This is a genomic window from Butyrivibrio sp. TB (assembly GCF_900110805.1).
In the GTDB taxonomy this organism is placed as follows: Bacteria; Bacillota; Clostridia; order Lachnospirales; family Lachnospiraceae; genus Butyrivibrio; species Butyrivibrio fibrisolvens_C.
The window spans coordinates 1-17564 of sequence record NZ_FOER01000020.1; the positions used below are offsets into that span (position 1 = coordinate 1).

A 17564-nucleotide genomic window follows, 5' to 3' on the forward strand; every position below is an offset into this window, starting at 1 on the left:
ATAATCGAAATGGATTTATACCTCATATGGCTCATCACTAGGTGGGTCAGCTTTAAGTATTAAATCCGGGTCAATTTTAAGTGTAAATCAACACCTGCTCCTTGAAATCCTCTATATCCTCTTTGTCAAAATACTGGGCATCTATCACCACCGTCTTATAATCCGAAAGATCCTCAAGATCGCCATCATAGCTTAAGAACACGCCGTACTCACCCTCCCCATAAGAGCAGGCTGATAAGGCCAGTGCTGATATAATTGTAGCGACTATTAAGTTATATTTTTTCATTTCATACTCTTTATAATTCATGTAAGCACAGCAATAGCTCCGCCAATGATCAAGGCAGGTATAGCCAGCATCAATACAAGACTTGTAAGGCAGCCTCCTGAAGCTGCCTTATTCCCTCCTGCATTGCCGGATTTCTTGCTGTCTTCATGGATCTCATTTAATATAAAGAAATCCATCAGCTCATCATCGTCATCATCACCATCTGTGAAAATACCCATGATTCCCCCTTAAAGTCTCATTCACGCATGAGACTCAGTGAGACTATGGTGAGACTGTAATGAGACTTTCCTATATAAATCCCACCATTTCAGCATTTTTCAATTAATACATAGTCTCATTTTGATGAGACTGATATGAGACTCAGTATTATAATTTCCACACAGATTCATTTTTATCATAAACAGTACCTGTGATTTTCTTTATCTTAGCATAGTCTCTAAATACTGTTGCCCTTAAAATATCAAACTCCTCTAATCAATATGATTTAGGAAAAAAACTTGTCAGCACCCTTTCCTGCCGTTCTTGTGATCATCAATAGAACAAGCCCCCGGCGTACCACACTCAATAAGTCCAGCGTCTGCCGGGTCGATTGATACTCTGCCATCTTCAAATACGAAGGCAGGGATACCTACATCACCGATTTCCTTGCAATGATCAAATACAGGATTGGTATCACGAAGTCTTGTGAAAACACTCATATTACGGATGTTCTCGCCAATATTTATATACTCGAATTCATCTTCTCTGCACTTAATCTGTTCATAGATGTAATCGCAATATGGGCAGGTGGGCATACCGTAGATCTTGATCATAATAGCTCCTTACGTATTCAATATCACCAGAATAAACTATGAAATCAACACAATTGTATAATTAAAAAACTGGAGTCCGAGAAATCAAATAATTTGTACCTACTCTTTCTAATGTAATACAATCTTATACTCCGTCATCCACCTAATACATTTATTATCATAATGCTTCAAGCGTAGCCTTGTTATACATTTCAAGTAACTCTCCCCCATTTTGAGGTCTCTTGTTATAATTATTTGAAATAGATCTTATAATAAGATCGCGTATTCCTTTTGTTGTATTAAGAGTGTCATCTGGATAAAATACTCCTCCCGGAAATCGTCTAAGTAAAACAAAAGCAAAGACCATCGCTAACTGATATACATCGGAATAAGTGCCCATTCTATCCTCATTAAAGAAATTGTAATTAGCTGCTTCTGGGCTAATCCAATACATTGGTCCAATCTTTTCTTGTTTCCCTGTTAAATCAATATGCTCTTTTTCATCTAAAAATTCGCACAATCCAAAATCACTTAATATCCATGTATCGCCTTTTATTAATATATTTTCGGGTTTTATATCTCTATGTATTGCATATTGATGCATCTCTTTTAACCCTTCACAAAGCCCTCTAAACTGACCTGCATATACAGAATAATCTATTTTTCGATTTCTCTTTAAGTAATCTACCAGATTACCATCAGCTAACTCCATAACAACAAATAATGCAATATTACTTTTGCCATCTGCACCACTTACTACAGCTGTCCCTTCATCTACATACGATATAATGTGGTTATTATGTATACGTTTCATTAATGATATTTCTTGCAAAAATCTTTTTTTGGCTTTACCACCAAAATAAAGAAGAATTTTCACTGCATACTCTGATCCTTCTGAATCTATACACCTATAAACAACGCCATTACCTCCAGCTCCTAGTCGTCCATCATTTTCAATTTCGTATGTTTTACCTGAACTACCAATTATTTCATCTTGATCGATATAATATATGCACTTTTTATTTAAAAATAATTCAATCATTATTTAAGCCTTCCTCATATGCTATACTTATTCTTTCTTTTATAAACAGCGTTCTCCATTCTCTATTTATTCGAGAATTAGCATCACTTAAACATCTTGTAGCATACTCAAGAAAAGCGTCATTCTTAGATTGTGGTCCAATCTCTTGATTCATTTCTTTCAATTTTTCTCTAGCAATGGACAAGCGATCCTCATCATTAGTTAGTTTTGCATTTTCATGAAGTTGGTAAATTGCAGAAAACAACGAATAAAAATCCGATTTTTGCTTAAATCTAGTAGAGTGTAAAGCAAGAATATTATCATCAAAAATCTTTGATATATCCTCAATAACATAATTAAAACGCTTTTCTATTTCATTTTTGTTATCCATAACCATATATTTCTCGCATATATCATTTAGATAGTCTTTTTTATCCTTTATTCCTTCTAACACTACCGTCAATAGTTCTTCTATAAACTCTACATCAAGCATTCTTCTGCGTTGTTTAACAGTAAATATTTTTTCATCATTTAGATAAGGTGATTCTGATAATTTTTCAGATAATCGGATAAAATCGCCTGGAAAATCTGCTTTTCTCAATTCTTGTTTATTTAGCTGTACAGTGTATTTATTAACTCTAGAATATAAATCTCGAATCTCTTCTTCTGTAGGATTAAAGATTTCATTAATATCTATTTTGTATCTCAAAAAATTATTATGAGTTTCCACTGGAAGATCATTGAATTTTTTCCCTTCAAATGGTCCGTTATATGGGCTATTAAGGGTTAATTCACCTTTGACAAACTTTAAAATCGCAGTTAGTCTTTGTTGTCCATCAATTACAACCCTATATGTTTTTTCATTTTTCACAATTGATTTAATATATATTTTAGGTATAGGTATACCACGCAGAATAGTATCAATCAACATTATTTGTGCAGCTGTACTCCATACTTCATTTCGTTGAAATTCAGGTCTTAATTCTAGCCTATCAGTTTCGTCCCATTCCTTTACATCAGAAATTGGATGTGAATATGATTCCCATTTCATTATTTTAGTCTCCTATAATAAACTAACAACTATTAAAGTCTTTCAATTTCCGTATTCTTGTTGGGTGTGAAAGTTTTCTTAAAGCCTTAGATTCTATCTGACGAATTCTCTCCCTGGTGACGCCAAACTTCTGCCCTACCTCTTCTAGTGTTTTTTCAACACCATCTTCAAAACCATATCTTGCTTTAAGAACCTCCTGCTCCCTTTCTGATAATTCTCCCATTAGTTTTTCAAGAGTTTCTCTTAATGCCCGCTGCTCAATCTCCTCATAAATGTCATCATTCCAATAAAATGCATCAGAATTAATGTTTTGAAAGACATCCTGCTGTATTTCGTTTCCTATAATGTTTTCAAAAACATCGTCCTGTATTTCATCTACATCAATGTTTTTCAAAAACATTTCGTAGATTTCGTCAAGTGATTCGATTGGCATAGACTGCCTGATTATGTCCTCTGCCTGATTAATACCACAGCCAAGCCGGTCTTGAATTACCCTTCTCACCTCAGGATCGGTCCATATATCAAAATCCAAGTATCCATTTTCCTTCAAAATTGGATACATTGTAAAATAGCCTTCCTTTTTATGAACAGGATAATATACCGCAGGCCTTTGAGTTGCCTGTGCTCGGCCTATATTTTGTAGTATCCACAGTGAAGCATATGATCCAAAAGGCCCACTTGAGTCAGGATCATATTTGTCTACAGCCGTTACTAAACCTATTAAAGCCTCCTGTAAAGTGTCAGAAATTTCACAATCATAGGTTTCAGCTCTCTGCAAAGCAATACGCACAGCAAATCTTAAATGCATCTGTATCACTCGGTCGCGAGCGTATAAATTTCCCTCCTGAACCTGATATTTCAGCTGATCCATCTCACGCGCCTGAGGTGGAACGACAGCCCGGACAGCGTTGATAAAATCCTCTAAATCCGGATCAAGCTCAATAACTCTATTGAATACAGCCTCATAGTCTCTTTGCGCATAATCATCGTAATCATCCTCGGAAGAACCGGCTGCATTAGTAACCGGTGCCTCATCATATACAAGGATTCCACGGGTAACAATGGAGCTTGAAAGGTAGTCTACATCTCGGATAGATAGAGCCCATTTATCAGCCTCATCATAAATATCATCAAATACCAGGAATCCCTTTTCAGATGATAGCTGTATTAAATTTGCAAGAGCACTTTCAATACCATTCTTACTCTCCATTAGTTCTCTTCTCATTTTTCGGCAAGAAGTTGTTTCAAGGTATATCCGTTAGAATCTACCCATACAATTTTCCCATTCACCGAATTTCCTATCAATACTTGGGCAGCCGTTGATGGGCTCCCAAACTGAACATCTTCAGTCAAAACCCCATTTTTCATTTTGCCGGATTGCATTAGATCATGGCGCTTGTTACCTATTGCAATTGTGCAAGAGGAAGTGACAACCTCATTGTACTCTGAACCCTTATACACAACAAAACCTTTAGGTAAGACCATTCTTCCTGTAGCTTTTAATGTCTTGTATTTCAAAAACAAAAGCGTTCCGGAAGGATGTCCCTGTATCTTAGCCTGCTTTAAGCCAGGTCCATTTTTAATTGTATCCGGCACATCATCAAAGATTTCCACTCCTGATGTTAACAGACGGTTTGTCAGCCAATCCACTTCATTAAGCGATAAGCCATCAGTGCCTCTCTCTAAATCATCAAAGATCAAATAACCTTTTTTCTGTGACAGAGCCTTTAATTCTATAAAGACCCTGTCGATATCGTTATTACTCATTAACTCATCTCGCTCTTACTTATGATTTATTAACACATAACTGCAGAATATCATCACTGCTGATTTCGCTGTTGAAGCGGTCATTAAACTCATCAATAAACTCATAAAGCCTGTTTGCGAATGCCTCAGGAGTACTATCCCCTTCAACCAGCTTTTCATAAAGAACATCAATGCCACCTCTTACGTAGCTATCAAACCGCTCTTCATCAGCCGGATCCTGACCATAGTGTCTGAAAGCTTTATCAATTCGCTTTTCTTCATCAGGCTCATAATTTGCATCAAGCAGCATAATCAGCCAGAAGTTATACTGTAATTCATCACCAGAATAAATTACACGATCACCCATGACATTCTGATTATATACCTGACCGGTCTCTGGATTTTTAAGATCATCAAGGTCAGCAGTTCTTCCATATAGAAATCCGATCAACGGTGCATTCGCATAGACATCTACGTTACGGTCTATCAGCTTTGCTTTGCTTAATTCATCGAATACTCCTGTGAGCTGATCCACACGAAGAGCATGCCTACCTTTAAACCTATATTGTTTATCAAACATGGCGCTCCTCCTTATACCAAATTGGTCTCAAACTCATTTTTCTTGTCAAACTGGTGTCTGCTGCCGATCCTGTTACCCATGTAATCCTCAGCCAGTTCACCATCTGTATCCTTGATAAAAATGATTACCTGCTCAGCAGTCTCTGGCAAAGCCTCACATACCGTCTTGATTCTTCTCTTATCAAATGCAGACAGCGGTGCATCCATTACAAGCGGATAAGGCTCAGATGAAAGCAGCTTAGCATCATCATCACTGGCATTTCTATTTTCTCTGGCCATTTTGATGATACCAGTAATGAAAGCAAAGATAACGGAAATGCTCTGTGCTGTAGAAGTCTCTACATCACCCTCATAATCATTGGCCTGGACCATGATATGATAATTTGAATCTATTGTTAATGATAAGCCACCTTCATAAATCTGCTTGAAAATATCATTAATTGTATCCTGCAAGCGATTACGGATCTCTTCTTCGCTTGTACGATACACATTTTCCAGCTCTTCATAAATCTTTCTTGCATAAGTCAGATACATCTGAGTCTTTCTGTTCTTTTCATCAAGCAAAGTCAGATTCTGTCTCTCTGTATCTGCACGCTCGCGCTCCTTCTCAAGACCGCCACGTTCTATATTCAGCTTGTCTCTATCGTTATTACACTTATTGATAGTTTTAACACAAATCTGAATCTCATTATTTATTGCACGAACCTTTTCGCTGACATCTTCACCACTAAGCTTGGCCTCAATCTTGTGAAGTTCATCAGTCTTATCCATAATATCATCACTCTGCTGGCTGGCAGTCGCAAGATTCTCCTGCATCTGTTCAACCAAATTCTTAAGAGCTCCTGCCCTACGTTTTGACTCCTTCTTGAAATCCGTCACATATGTACTGAGTGATTTCGGAGGGATAACATCCAGTAGTGATTTCACTTTCTCATAAGGCACAGATCCTTCATCCAGGTGGGTACCGCAAAGGCATACCTTCTGCTTCAACAGATACTCAATAGTTTTGTCACGGATAAAAGGAATGTCCTTGCCAGAATAATCGTGTCTTGACAGAACTTCCAATGCTCTCTTAATTAAAGAAAGTGAAAAGAATGGACTCATTGAAGCATTGAAATCCTTGCACATCGTCTTGTAGACTGTAGCTCTCATACGAGTAGTATTTTCAATCTGCCTCTGTAAATCTTCTTTTTCCTTCTGAAGCTTTTCACCCTCAGAATACTGTTTCAACTCAATTACTTTTTCAGATTTTCTGGTTTCAGCTGCCGCTTTCTGAGCATCAAGTTCCTCTAAGGCAGTATCAATCTCTGCCAGTCTTGTATTGCACTTATCTATTTTTGCAGTGTATTCCTGAATCTTATTGTTGCTCTTTGAGTCAAAGCTCTTCTCATAGCTACCAATAACGCTAAGACTGCTTCTCGGATTAAAGTGTCCAATAGCACTTATCATCGCATTGAGACCCAAAAGGCCCTTTACAGCCTCTGCAAAGTCAGTTGCCTTCTTACCTGTAGAAATATCTTTACTCATCTTCTCAATACGCTCTCCATCAAAGAAGAAGTATCTGGACAGTTCTTTAGGCAGAATGCTCTTAACCTCGGCTTCGCACTGAGACTTTTTTACGTAGGAAGTATTACCGCTGGTATCCTTTATTGCAATGTCAAATACGGTATTATCACCCTTAACATTATTTGAATAGTCCTTATGATATGCCTGCTCTCTTATAAGGGTATAGTCAACTTCACCATGTCTAAGAGCCAAGGTTACACGAACCTTCTCTTCTGAACCGGGAGTCATTTCTGTGGCTACCATCTTATTCAGAATAATCTTGTCAGAGAACTCTGTTTCTCCATACAGGCACCAGAAAAATGCCTGAGCAAACGTAGTTTTACCCGTTCCGTTTTCACCAATGATGATGGTTACATTTTTGCCGCCTTCTCCCTGGGCAAAATCAATGGACTCATTGCGAAACTGGCGGAAGTTCTCAAGTTTTATTGATTTAAGTAACATTGCACTTCCTCCTCAATCTTCTTCTTAATCCATGCCACCATCTGAGAATCATTCATTGTTCTCGTTTTCAGATTCATGTTTTCTTTAATGATGATTGATCGCTTAAGACGCTCTATGGCCTTGCTATCAACCTGGATTTCGCCGTTATCACTCAAAATCTTCACCCTCCTTATCATGATCTGTATCGTTAAGATGATAAGCCTCTTCAATCTCCCAAATCAGGTTATTTGCCAGCATCGAGTTTAATGCCAATCTGCCAAACTCCTTAATCCGGGCAAGCTCATTTTTAACCAATGTCTTATCCCTATTCGCCTGTTCAATAGTCAATCCTGATACTGAATCAAGCGGTCTGGGCAGAGTTACAAAATCATATATTTCTGCAAACGGTTTATTATCTGCTTTACGAAGTACTCTACCTCTACGCTGTATGTATTCCTTAGGATTAGTGGTACTTGCCAATATGAAAGCTGTTCGTATGCCTGGAATATTAACACCTTCATCCAGACACTTTATCGCTACTATAGCCTGCAGCTTGCCGCCGTCCTGAAAATGTTCCTTAATTGAGGCACGTTCTTCCATACTTTCTTCAGAAGTAAACCGCGCCACACTCATATTAAGTTCATTCCCAAGAATCTTGGTTACTGCTTCTATCTGCCTGATATCGCTTTCGTCATCTGATGATGTATCGCTATCATCCAATACCCTTGTAGCTCCACAGTACACCAGAATATTATTGTCATCTTTGTAAGGAGTGATTTCTCTCTTCAGAGCTTCCAGTTTTTGCATTGCCCCTGCAACAACCCTGGATCTCTTTAGCGCAAGGATTTCTCCTCGCTTATTTAATTTATACTTTCCATTCTTGTCCTTTATCATGCACTTCGACATCTCGTAGGAAAGCTGTTCGTAAGATTCCAGCTCAAGCTCACTCAGGTAAACAAGAACCGGATAATATTTATAAGGGGTCAGCTTGTCTTCATCAATAGCTCTTTCCAATGGATATTCAATACATTTCTTTCCAAAGAAGCTGTATAAAAGTGCTGTTCCCTCTTCATCTCTGTGCCTTTCAAGCGTTGCTGATAATGCAAGCCTATATGTAAACCTGTCATCCAAATGTTTGGCATAGCTTCTGGCTCCAAAATTATGGGCCTCATCCACCACCAGTAAAATTGGACTCTTGATTTTATCTATCCTCTCCTGAAAATCAGGACTTGCAAAAGTAACATTCGTTGTCACTACACAAAGGAATCTTTTATCTTTTCTTATCTTCTGATCTGTTATCGCCTTGGAAAATTTCTTTCTCCAATCCTTGTGAGCTGGATCTCCATAAGCAATAATAGGCTTCATGTTGAATTTGACTATATCTTCAACCCACTGCTCTACCAGATGTTTATATGGAGCTACGATTATTACTGCAAGGTCATCATTAATATCTTCTGAAAGTTTTGAAATGGCACCAAGACCGGTATAGGTTTTGCCCGTACCTGTTGCCATATCAAAAATTCCTCTATAGTTTTCGCCTACCCAGTCAGCAATAGCTTCCTTCTGATATTCATGTAGTTCAACATCATCTGGTATTCTGGCCCCTACAGGTCCTCCCAAAAGGGATTTGTTATCAAGAATCATGCTCCCATAGGCAAGCATTCTCCTTTTAAACTGCTCATGATCAATATCAAAATTAGGAGCTTTCTTCCTGTATTTCTCAATAAGTACATCGGAAATATTTGGAAATTCCAAAACCTTTAAGCTTGGCTCAACATTATTCCACATGGAATAAAAGGCGTTTTCCTTTAACTTAACTCTATCAGCTTCAGCCTCTCTCCAATCACAGAATACATCTATAGTCTCATAATTGATGGACATCGCTGTCATAGACTCATTCATGGATCCAGAAAAGGCAACATGATTTCCGTCTTTATCTTCTAGAATTCCCATCTTCTCATGGTACATTCCAATTTCATTGTCCTTATCAGTATAGGCAATGCGAATATCAAGAATCCCATCTGAGATAAGATGTGCCAGAAGATTCAGGCGCTCCATAGAATAGTAATCCTCATGCTCATCAGACAACTGACGTATAAGTGCCCCCTCTATTATCTTCTGTCTGTTCTCATATCCTTCCTTGATAGCCTGAATATCGTCATCAGACAAATACGGTGAGGCAACTATTTCAATCTTTCCACCATCTTTAGCCATATCAGCTATTCCCTTTGATATTTCGACAAGGGCTGAAGATGAAAAGAATCCCACAGCACGCTTATACGACGTTGACTCATGAAGCAGCGGAATATAAAAATCCTGCACCACATTATCAATCAAGGACCGGTATTCGCTTTTTATTCTCTTGTCCTTTAAGCTCACAACAATCCTCCTACAGCTCTGAATCTATATAATCCAAAGCTTCTTCTAACTCTGCAAAATCTTTATCTGTCGTAAAATAACTAACACTGAATCTGATAGTTCCCGCTGGAAACGTTCCCATAAACTGATGTGCCAGCGGTGCACACTGTAGCCCAGTTCTGACAGCGATTCCACACCTGTCAAACACAGGTCCTGCACTGTCGCTACTTATTTCCTCTATAATGCAAGAAACTATTCCTACATAATTACATGAGTCATAATTCCCAATTATTTTAATATAGGAATATCTGCTTAAAAGGTCTATCAGCTTCTTTCGATTCTCAGCTTCTTTTTCTCTTATGGCATCGATAGTAACCTGTGCTGACCATCCAAGGGCTGCATTTAATCCGGCTATACCAGCAATGTTCAAAGTCCCCATCTCATATTTCTGAGGTAAATCTTCCGGCATATCCTGATTTGCAGATTCATATCCGGTACCACCAAATATTACTGCCGGAAATTTCACGGATGGATTCATCACAAATCCAGATATTCCAGTTGGGCCATACAATGTTTTATGTCCTGCAAATACAGCAAAATCTATAGTGGTAAGGCCTACGTTCAAATCTACCAACCCAGCAGTCTGTGCCATATCCACAAGAGTTATGGCTTCGTACTTTTTAGCCAGTGCAAAAATATCCTCTACTGGCGCTATAAGTCCAAACACATTGCTGGCATGACTAACTATAACAAAATCAGGTTTAACAGTATCAAACTGATATCTGATTTTTTCCAGGTCATACACCATATCCTTTGAAACAGTCAGCTGTGTGACCTTGATTTTCCCCTGCTCTTCAAAATGATGAAGAGTTCTGGTAACTGCATTATGCTCAAAGGGGCTGATATAAATATTAACAGCTCCTTTTTCAATAATGCCCTGAATAATAATATTCAAAGCTATTGTTGCCGTTGGTTCAAAGACAACCTGCTTTGCCTGGCAATGCAGGAGCTCTTGGATCTTCTTTCGTGTATCTCCAATTAAAGCTCCTGCGCTCTGCGCAAGCTTATAGTTTCCACGTCCAGCATTTGCTCCGCTGGAACGATAAAAGCTATCCATGAAGTCATAGACGCAATCCGGCTTTGGGTATGTAGTTGCAGCATTATCAAAATATGCCACTTGAAACACCTCCCCTTAGCACATCTTCTTTAATATATCCATGAGGATCTGCCTCTTCTCCTGCTCTGAAATAGAATATCCCATGGAGTCTATCTCAGACAGAATGGAATTATACAGAAGCTTTCCTCTCTTACTTGTTTCAACTCTGTCAAATCGTTTTACTTCTGATGAACCGTCATCACTGCGGAATCTGATTTCATAAGTACTTGCAGCACTGTCTTCACTTTCAGACTCACTGCTTTGGAATTCCTCAGCAGTCTTTTTGTACATCTCAAGATTCTCTTTGAAACGTTCTACAGTATCATCATCCCAGTCTTCAACTCTTAGATCTGTAGCAGCTTTTGCTAATCTGGCAACAAATGTCTCTTCATCATTTGTAACTTCCTTAAAAAGTCCCAGGCACTTGTTAGTCCCATTTTCAAAAAGTTGTTCAAATACATGCGGATCCAGTGTTTCACACCAGTCCTTAATTACAGATGATAATGATGTCCTCTTCAACTTAGCCCTGTTTGCAGCGATTGAGAAGATCTCTTTGGTCTGCTTTATCAGCTCAACCTTGAGCTCAGCTATTTTGCCATCATAATAGTTTTTAGCATTCTCAATATTCTCTGCAAGGCCTTCATTGAAATCTCTATATCCAAAGGCTTCAGGAAGTTTCTCAAACAACAGCTCATGACCGTTAAGATTCTGCTTAAGCAGTTTAACCATCTTAAGGTATCTCTTGCTTGATTCCTTATCTCCAATTCCTTTGGATTCCTTAGCATATCTTGGCAGTGACAGATACCAGCGCTTCATTGCAGACGCTGCAAAATCATAAGCACTAAGATTCTTTTCTGCCTCAATAACATAATTACTGAATATCTCCGAAAGCTTGCTTACAAATTCCTGCTTTTCAGGATTCCATTCAAGGAATACCAGTGTGTAATCCTCTGGGCATGCGTTAATCATCTGCAAGGTATCTGCAGATAATGGCAACTGTCCCAAATCATTCTGCAGAATAATGTCCTCACTAAATTCATGGAAAACAGCTGCAATATAGATTGGAATAACTCCACTCCTAATACCTATATGATATTCTGGAGCTGTAAGCACATTATACAGTTGATCAAAAGATGCTGTACCTTTCTTTTTGGCATCCATGACGAAGGAAACAATTGCATCAAGCACTCCCTTCATCAACTTATCCGATGGAGCCAGATTGATTCTGGTACCCTCCTGATCATCGAGAAGAACCTCTTTTCTTACAAGTGTGCTTCTCATAATAGATACTTCCTGACCGGTTCCAGTAAGCCCAAGATTTGGCTCTAACACATTCCTGAGAAGTCCAGAAAGAATCTTGTTTCTGCTATTATTTGCGATTGAGGTAATCTCATCCTTATTGATTGCCTCATTGTTAATAACTGGTGTCTCAGAAAAAGTTTTATCGCAGATTTCTGAAGCAAGTCCTGTCAAAGCAGCCTTACGTAATATACTCCTCTCTTCGCCGTTATAAATATATGCGGACTTATAATCCTCAGGATGAGTGTAACCACTGATAAATTCGCTGATTACATCTCTTAAATCCTCATAGATTACTTCATATTCCTCAAAAAGAACTGTATCCTCTTTCGCCTTATCCCTCAGTGCACTTACTGCTTCAAATTCCTGCAGGATTTTTCTAATTTCAGTAGCCTTTTTCGGCATTATGAAAATAAATCTATCGCATCCCCGGCTGGTCATTAAGATTTTATTCTTTATGCCCTTAATAGATCCCGGATCCTCGCAGACAATAGCGTATACAACACCATCTGCATTGATATCTTCAGCCTTTTTCACCCAATCAACAGAGCCGTCAAGTTCCTGCTCTTCTATGAACTCAAACTCAAAGTAGCGAATCATCTCCTTCTCATCATTATATTTTGATGGATAAAGGTAATTATCAATATTTGAGGCATTCAATGCTCTCTTCAGTGAGAATGAAGGTGCCAAAGCCGCAATAGTATCTGATATTTTCTGCTCTACATCCACGCCCGATGTCTGCTTTAATTTCAGATAGTCATTACTACGCTTCAGATAAATCACATACTCATCCTTGATAAGATGATCAATTGCCGCCTCAATCTCAGTCGGCTTGTATTCCATGCTGTAGATTCCAACAATCTCCTCCTTAACAGGCTTCAGCTTATCAAACTGGCCAAGCAGATAGATCAAAGAAATCGTCTTTACTATCTTGCTTTCAAGAATCTGATCTTCAATCTTATCAAGAATAGTCTTTGTCAAAACATAGTTCTTATGAAGTTCTCCTGCAAAAGGCTCCTTCTGCAGAACCGGATCAAAGTAATCAAAGATAAGATCAGGAGTAATCACTCTGAAGTCATTATCCTTTAATCCTCTCAAGAATGCTGGTAGAGTCGATGTTCCATCAGCAGACAGGAATGTAAATAATGTACGTTCATTCTGTGCTACACGTTCAGAAAGTCTTGGAAGAATGAATGTTGAAACCGGATGTAACGGATAGCATTCATATATTGTTGTCATCAATTCCTTCTGATCTGTGTCGCTGAATATTGCATGCTCAGCATATCTTGACATCAGCTGGTCAAATCGGGCTTTATTTTCATTCTGGAAATCTTCCCATTTATCTCTGTCCTTAATGATAACAGTAGATATAATCTCGTATGTCTGAGCAAAGTTGTTGTTCATATGAATGTGACGAAATCTTTCAGAAACGCCACGCCAACCATCGACCTTTGCCTTTGGTAACTTGTCGATATAATTGGAGATCTCCTTGTGTGAGATTAGCAACAGATGCAACTCATTCTCACCGCTTCGGTTACATTTCTCAGCGAAATCCTGCAGCATCTTTGTATCACTAACAGATGCTGCTGTAATGTTAGACTCCAGGAACTTGCTGAACTCATCATAAACAACATATATTCCCAGATATCCACGCTGCTTGAGACTCTTTACAACGCTCTCATACAACTCTACAACATCAAATCCCACGAACGGATTGAAGATGCTTCCTGATGTCAGTTTAGGATAAACCTCTTCAAACTCGCTGTAGATTGCAGCATTGTAATCGTTCAGTTCAGAAATAAATGCATCTACCGGAAGGCTTATTTCTTTCTTGAACTTGTCGTAAGTCTTCGGATAATTAGCCTTCCAATTCTGTATAGCATTAATAGCAGCCCTGTAATTGGTCTCTGGCATGATATCCAGACCATTCTCATCAAGCGTTCTCTGCAATGCAAGCAGAAAAGCCTGTGGTAAGCTGCCACTTGTTCCATTAATAATAACCGGCAGGATCCTATTTTTCTTATCTGAATAGTAATTATCAACCAACTGCTTCAGCTCTGGATCCTCATTAATTTTCGGCATCAAATGTGTAAAAAGAGATTGTTTTCTCTGCATAAGCATCGAAAGAATAGTAAGTATAATGTGAGACTTACCCTTTCCATATGCTCCTACAAGAACTCGCGCTCTTTCCGTTGCATCAGGAGCTGTACTGCTAAGTATGTCCTTTAACAACGTCAATGCCGATTTTGTCGGTATGAAATTCTTTAATTTGTCATCATTGTTCAGGTCATATCCAATGTTTACTGAATACTGGAATCCTGACGCAACAGAAATCATTTTGCTCATGAATTTGTTCCCTCTATATCGGCATAGTATTTGTTAACGCAGTCAATAAAGCTACGTTTATGTAATACCCGGACAACATCTAATCCTGCTGTACGGATTATCTTGATCTCTCCAAGCTTCTCCACTTCATGAAGCAAAGAAAGCATACAGATTGAATCTAAGTTAAACACCTTACCAATATTCTTCTCTGCAGACAGAAGCTCATTTAAGCTAATCTCTTCCCTGCCATTTGCCTGATCTGCTATTACAGCCATAATCACCCAAGGATTAAAACTCCTTGCCATTGGTATGGATTTCTTATATGTATAATTGCCTCGCTCTTTGCTCAGAATATCAATAAGCCCAAGTTCTCCAAGTGGACAATTAATATTATTCTCCGGAGAAACCTTATTTGGATCAGACTTATACCTTGGCACATACGTATTAACAATGCAGGTAAAGTCATCGGTCAATGATCTGATAGCTACCGTTGTACCATCCATCTTCAATTCATTCTGTATCTGAGCGACAAAATCATCCTTGGTGAATTCTTTCATAGCAAATTTATTGAAGAAGTAATACCAGGATGGAGCCATCTCTTCATCAGTAACAAGCTTATAGTGGAGAAGATAAAGTGTCCCTAACTCTTCTGTATATGGATCCTTCGCATATACAATTTCTCCGAAAGGAGTCAATTTCTGATCCCTCTTACCAGTCTTGGGTTCTTTCGTCAGGTCTACTGCCTGAAGCCAATATCTAAGGGATTTGACCATATTGGCACCGATTCCAAGAACATCCATCGGATTATCATTTTTGTCAGTAAAGACACCTGGCTTATTTGATACATAGCGCATTCCTTTACTGAGCCATCCCTTTCTAATAAAGAATGTTTCATGGGCTCGAAACTTCGTAGCCATCCCTCTGTTCCTCCTAATCCTTTGTCCGCAAATATTTGTCCATCATGCAGCCGCCTCTAAGGTATTTTGCAGTCATGCACATTTTGCAATGGACGCATTTTTCCGGATCAATATAATATCTGTCTGCTGAAATCGAAATCGCCCCTGCTTTGCAAAGGGATTCACATTTCAAGCATTTTCTACATGCATTAAATTTCCTAACTTGGTATCCAACCATATGCTGTAATTCGTCATGATCCTTTACATTCATGGTTCTGACTTTTACAGCAAACTCGTATCCGCCTTGTTCAAAAGGCTGTACTGACAGAATAGGAACATTCGTCCTTATATCAAGTACGAGCACCTCATGCAATAGCTTCTGACCAAGCTCAGGAGCCACTCTTCCAAATGGTGTAAGCATATTTAAGAACTCATCATCCATCGGACGTACCAGGCGATAAATCTTTGCATGATCTTCAGTTGTGCAGTTGGTAAAGCGAATTTTCACATCACCCGCTGCAGCAAGGCCATTACCACCTTGTCTTGCCTTCCATGCACCTGAGTCTACATACTCTTCTGCATCTGGCTTTCCTATCTTTCGTGCAAAGTCTATGAGAAAGTCCCTCCAAGCCTTTGACTGCTCAGGCATATATATCCTTGAGAGGAACTGTGCCCTCTGGTTGTTGTTAGGGCAGCACCAGCATCCAACTCTATCGTAGCCTAAGCGATAAGCATCGTTGAAATCAATCTTTTCAGCCAGGATATACAGCCAAATATCCATATCCTTCCAAAAAAATATTGGAGATGCTACTGTCTGCTGCTGAATCTTTACTGACTCAGCATCATCCTCGACTCTGTTATACTTACTTCTACTTACAGACTCCGATTTCCTGATTCCATAGAAGGTCAGGATTCGCTGATCCCTATATAATGAATTTATTACTCTGGTAATCGGACCTGTCTTAAACATAGAGCAGCACCATCTCATCATTCTGGCTGGTGGTCCTATATCCACACACACTTCTCTGAATACCTGTTCATGGTTTTCAGCAATCTTAAAAATAGACTGCGGATGATTTTTTCTATAGCGCTTGGCATACTCAATTGTGAGTGGAAACTCAAGCGTAGTATTTCCAAAAATGTGCACCAGTGATGGATCACTCAATGCTTTTATTGCCACATCTGCAGTTACAGTGGAGTCTTTTCCTCCCGAGAACGATAGGACTATATTCTCCTCCGGAAACTTAGCCGCCGTTTTCTTGACAAATGTATGTGATTCGTCAATCAGATAGTTCAACCGTGTCCTATTCGCCTCGACAAAAGCATCTATGTAACGGTCAAAAGCTTCATAGGAATTATCTTCTTTATTTCTTTCAAGCTGCTCTATATATTCGTCAGCATTTGCCTCCTGAAACAACTTGTTAGGCAAAGCAACAGACTTGCCATTTATATAGTATCTGTTGTTAGATGCCCATACAGATTCATTTATCCACTGATGAGGTTCCTTCTTCAGCAGAATCTCAATCAGCAACCTTTCTTCAGGGAATACTGGTCTAATATCTGCAGCAAGATATTTCATCGGCTTGCCACATCTTGGGCAGATTCCTTTGTCCGCTTGATTCACTTCCTGCATTACCGGAACTCTGCAATTATCACACCAGTAAACTTCAGTAGGATAATCTTCGACTGTCTCCTCATCGCAGATTGGGCACTTTTCTTCATTTGTCTCTATATTACAGTTCTTACACCACACGAAAATGCTCCTTGCAGTTAATTTTCTTGTACGTCGTCATCATCCGGTACGTAATCAACAATATCGTGGATCTGACAATCAAGCGTCTTGCAAATCTTATCAAGAACCTTTGTCGACACATCGCCACCTTTGCCCATGGTAGCTATGGCATTTGTTGACACATGCGCTTGCTCATGTAGATCCGTCCTGTTCATTTTTTTATCAATAAGCAGTTTCCATAATTTATCGTAGTTCATTGCCATAGTCGTTTTTAACCTCTCAAAACGGGCTGTTTTCTTATAACGCATACATGGTTCTATTGTATCACGTTAGTAAAT

15 protein-coding genes are annotated in these 17564 nt (G+C 38.9%); all 15 read right to left on the bottom strand.

Annotated features, from left to right (window positions below):
* Window positions 1-76: 76 nt before the first annotated feature.
* Entirely contained in the window at window positions 77-286 is a 210-nt protein-coding gene (locus tag BMX21_RS13180) for a hypothetical protein (protein ID WP_143057263.1), read from the bottom strand.
* Window positions 287-303: 17 nt separating this feature from the next.
* Window positions 304-504 carry a hypothetical protein gene (locus BMX21_RS13185; RefSeq protein WP_092045120.1) on the bottom strand — a complete coding sequence of 67 codons (201 nt, stop codon included), beginning with the start codon at window positions 502-504 and terminating at the stop codon, window positions 304-306.
* 282 nt (window positions 505-786) lie between these two features.
* A complete protein-coding gene (locus tag BMX21_RS13190; protein ID WP_092045122.1) occupies window positions 787-1098 on the bottom strand; it encodes a glutaredoxin-related protein in 312 nt (103 codons plus the stop codon).
* 157 nt (window positions 1099-1255) lie between these two features.
* Window positions 1256-2119 carry a protein kinase domain-containing protein gene (locus tag BMX21_RS13195; RefSeq protein WP_092045125.1) on the bottom strand — a complete coding sequence of 288 codons (864 nt, stop codon included), beginning with the start codon at window positions 2117-2119 and terminating at the stop codon, window positions 1256-1258.
* The gene (locus BMX21_RS13200; RefSeq protein WP_092045128.1) at window positions 2112-3149 is read right to left on the bottom strand and encodes a DUF262 domain-containing protein; all 1038 of its coding nucleotides are present in this window, start codon (window positions 3147-3149) and stop codon (window positions 2112-2114) included. Before BMX21_RS13200 ends, BMX21_RS13195 begins: the two co-directional genes overlap by 8 nt.
* A 22-nt stretch (window positions 3150-3171) precedes the next feature.
* The gene (locus tag BMX21_RS13205) at window positions 3172-4359 is read right to left on the bottom strand and encodes a sigma-70 family RNA polymerase sigma factor (protein WP_177174040.1); all 1188 of its coding nucleotides are present in this window, start codon (window positions 4357-4359) and stop codon (window positions 3172-3174) included.
* Between the two features lie 11 nt (window positions 4360-4370).
* Window positions 4371-4916, bottom strand: coding sequence for a DUF4357 domain-containing protein (locus BMX21_RS13210; RefSeq protein WP_092045133.1), 546 nt, complete (start codon window positions 4914-4916; stop codon window positions 4371-4373).
* Between the two features lie 19 nt (window positions 4917-4935).
* On the bottom strand, window positions 4936-5475 hold the full coding sequence (locus tag BMX21_RS13215; protein ID WP_092045136.1) for a hypothetical protein: 540 nt from the start codon (window positions 5473-5475) through the stop codon (window positions 4936-4938).
* An 11-nt stretch (window positions 5476-5486) separates the two neighbouring features.
* Window positions 5487-7481, bottom strand: a complete 1995-nt coding sequence (locus tag BMX21_RS13220) for an AAA family ATPase (protein WP_092045139.1) — start codon at window positions 7479-7481, stop codon at window positions 5487-5489.
* A 147-nt stretch (window positions 7482-7628) separates the two neighbouring features.
* Entirely contained in the window at window positions 7629-9839 is a 2211-nt protein-coding gene (locus BMX21_RS13230; RefSeq protein WP_092045145.1) for a DEAD/DEAH box helicase family protein, read from the bottom strand.
* 10 nt (window positions 9840-9849) lie between these two features.
* Window positions 9850-10995, bottom strand: coding sequence for an aminotransferase class V-fold PLP-dependent enzyme (locus BMX21_RS13235; RefSeq protein ID WP_092045148.1), 1146 nt, complete (start codon window positions 10993-10995; stop codon window positions 9850-9852).
* A 15-nt stretch (window positions 10996-11010) separates the two neighbouring features.
* The gene (locus BMX21_RS13240; protein WP_092045151.1) at window positions 11011-14619 is read right to left on the bottom strand and encodes a hypothetical protein; all 3609 of its coding nucleotides are present in this window, start codon (window positions 14617-14619) and stop codon (window positions 11011-11013) included.
* Window positions 14616-15515, bottom strand: coding sequence for a DUF4007 family protein (locus BMX21_RS13245; protein WP_092045154.1), 900 nt, complete (start codon window positions 15513-15515; stop codon window positions 14616-14618). Before BMX21_RS13245 ends, BMX21_RS13240 begins: the two co-directional genes overlap by 4 nt.
* 13 nt (window positions 15516-15528) lie before the next feature.
* Window positions 15529-17247 (bottom strand): phosphoadenosine phosphosulfate reductase domain-containing protein, encoded by a 1719-nt coding sequence (locus BMX21_RS13250; protein ID WP_092045157.1) that lies wholly within the window; start codon window positions 17245-17247, stop codon window positions 15529-15531.
* A 17-nt stretch (window positions 17248-17264) separates the two neighbouring features.
* Complete coding sequence (locus tag BMX21_RS13255; protein ID WP_092045160.1) at window positions 17265-17489, bottom strand: helix-turn-helix domain-containing protein; 225 nt, start codon at window positions 17487-17489, stop codon at window positions 17265-17267.
* Between the last annotated feature and the right edge of the window lie 75 nt (window positions 17490-17564).

Bases quoted from the DNA above. Each gene is read 5' to 3' on its own strand.
- BMX21_RS13180 (WP_143057263.1), bottom strand. From the start codon at position 286: ATGAAAAAATATAACTTAATAGTCGCTACAATTATATCAGCACTGGCC.
- BMX21_RS13185 (WP_092045120.1), bottom strand. From the start codon at position 504: ATGGGTATTTTCACAGATGGTGATGATGACGATGATGAGCTGATGGAT.
- BMX21_RS13190 (WP_092045122.1), bottom strand. From the start codon at position 1,098: ATGATCAAGATCTACGGTATGCCCACCTGCCCATATTGCGATTACATC.
- BMX21_RS13195 (WP_092045125.1), bottom strand. From the start codon at position 2,119: ATGATTGAATTATTTTTAAATAAAAAGTGCATATATTATATCGATCAA.
- BMX21_RS13200 (WP_092045128.1), bottom strand. From the start codon at position 3,149: ATGAAATGGGAATCATATTCACATCCAATTTCTGATGTAAAGGAATGG.
- BMX21_RS13205 (WP_177174040.1), bottom strand. From the start codon at position 4,359: ATGGAGAGTAAGAATGGTATTGAAAGTGCTCTTGCAAATTTAATACAG.
- BMX21_RS13210 (WP_092045133.1), bottom strand. From the start codon at position 4,916: ATGAGTAATAACGATATCGACAGGGTCTTTATAGAATTAAAGGCTCTG.
- BMX21_RS13215 (WP_092045136.1), bottom strand. From the start codon at position 5,475: ATGTTTGATAAACAATATAGGTTTAAAGGTAGGCATGCTCTTCGTGTG.
- BMX21_RS13220 (WP_092045139.1), bottom strand. From the start codon at position 7,481: ATGTTACTTAAATCAATAAAACTTGAGAACTTCCGCCAGTTTCGCAAT.
- BMX21_RS13240 (WP_092045151.1), bottom strand. From the start codon at position 14,619: ATGAGCAAAATGATTTCTGTTGCGTCAGGATTCCAGTATTCAGTAAAC.
- BMX21_RS13245 (WP_092045154.1), bottom strand. From the start codon at position 15,515: ATGGCTACGAAGTTTCGAGCCCATGAAACATTCTTTATTAGAAAGGGA.
- BMX21_RS13255 (WP_092045160.1), bottom strand. From the start codon at position 17,489: ATGGCAATGAACTACGATAAATTATGGAAACTGCTTATTGATAAAAAA.